Here is a 242-nt window from a genome sequence, read left to right as displayed (position 1 = left end):
ACTTTGAAAGTCAACATAAAATACTAAGAAAACTTAGAACTCTATGGTGACTTGTCTATTTAATAGACAAAGTCGAAATTAAAGCCTGGCGATGTCCTACTCTCACATGGGGAAGCCCCACACTACCATCGGCGCTATTGTGTTTCACTTCTGAGTTCGGCATGGAATCAGGTGGGTCCACAATGCTATGGTCGCCAAGCAAATTTTGCTTTTACTTTCAGCTTTTTTTAAAAACTGAAGGC

Annotated in this window: 1 rRNA gene; it reads right to left on the bottom strand. The window is 40.5% G+C overall.

The annotated features are described in order from the left end of the window. Positions 1 to 83: 83 nt before the first annotated feature. Positions 84 to 199: ribosomal RNA gene (gene rrf / locus AB4507_RS22930) — 5S ribosomal RNA — on the bottom strand. Positions 200 to 242 lie beyond the last annotated feature (43 nt).

This window comes from Vibrio sp. 10N.222.54.A3, from assembly GCF_041474095.1.
GTDB lineage: Bacteria > Pseudomonadota > Gammaproteobacteria > Enterobacterales > Vibrionaceae > Vibrio > Vibrio crassostreae_C.
The sequence above is the reverse complement of the archived record's forward strand: the minus strand, read 5'-3'. Positions and strand labels throughout refer to the sequence as shown.